The sequence below is a fragment of the Mycobacterium sp. E3247 genome (genome assembly GCF_001667785.1).
In the GTDB taxonomy this organism is placed as follows: Bacteria; Actinomycetota; Actinomycetes; order Mycobacteriales; family Mycobacteriaceae; genus Mycobacterium.
The window spans coordinates 1-704 of sequence record NZ_LZJG01000421.1 but is presented as its reverse complement, the minus strand read 5'-3'; the positions used below and the strand labels follow the sequence as shown (position 1 = coordinate 704).

Here is a 704-nt window from a genome sequence, read left to right as displayed (position 1 = left end):
GCGCGCCGCTGAATGCGGTGATGCAGACCCCGGGTGCGGTAGGGCTGGCCGAACACCCGCATCGGCTCGCTGTAGAACACCTTCTTGGTCAGGTCCACGAGCACCAGATAGACGACGATGAACATGGCCAGCGCCACGTAAAACTGCCATGGCAGCGGGGTGAAGCCCAGTTTGCGGCCAAGCGGCGTGACGGTCAGCGCGATGCCGATCACGTCCACTGACATCAGCGTGACCGAAAGCAGAGCGCCGGGCCTGCTGCGCAGAAATGGCACCCTGCGGGTGCGGATCGCGAACACGATAAACGTCTGGGTGAGAATGTTTTCCAAGAACCAGCCGGTGTGGAACGCCACTTCGCCAGCGTGCAGGATGCCGACCATGAATCCGAAGGTCAAGAAGTCGAACAGCGAGTTAATCGGGCCGAACGTCAGCATGAACCTGCGGATGAACGCGACGTTCCAGTGCGACGGCGCATTCTGCTGCTCCTCATCGACCCGATCGCTGGGGATCGCCAGTTGGGAGGCGTCATAGAGCAGGTTGCCCAGCAAGAGCTGGCTGGCCAGCATCGGCAGGAACGGCAGAAACGCCGACGCCGCCGCGGCGCTGAACGTGTTGCCGAAATTGCTTGATGTGCCCATCAGCACGTACTTGATGGTGTTGGCGAATATGCGCCGGCCCTCGGCGACGCCGGTGGCCAACACACCGAG

General features: G+C 62.2%; 1 protein-coding gene. It reads right to left on the bottom strand.

The window, feature by feature from the left end; all coding sequences use genetic code 11:
- Nucleotides 1-704 (bottom strand): cation transporting ATPase C-terminal domain-containing protein (locus A9X04_RS21670; RefSeq protein WP_197509282.1); only part of this gene is annotated, 704 nt, incomplete at both ends.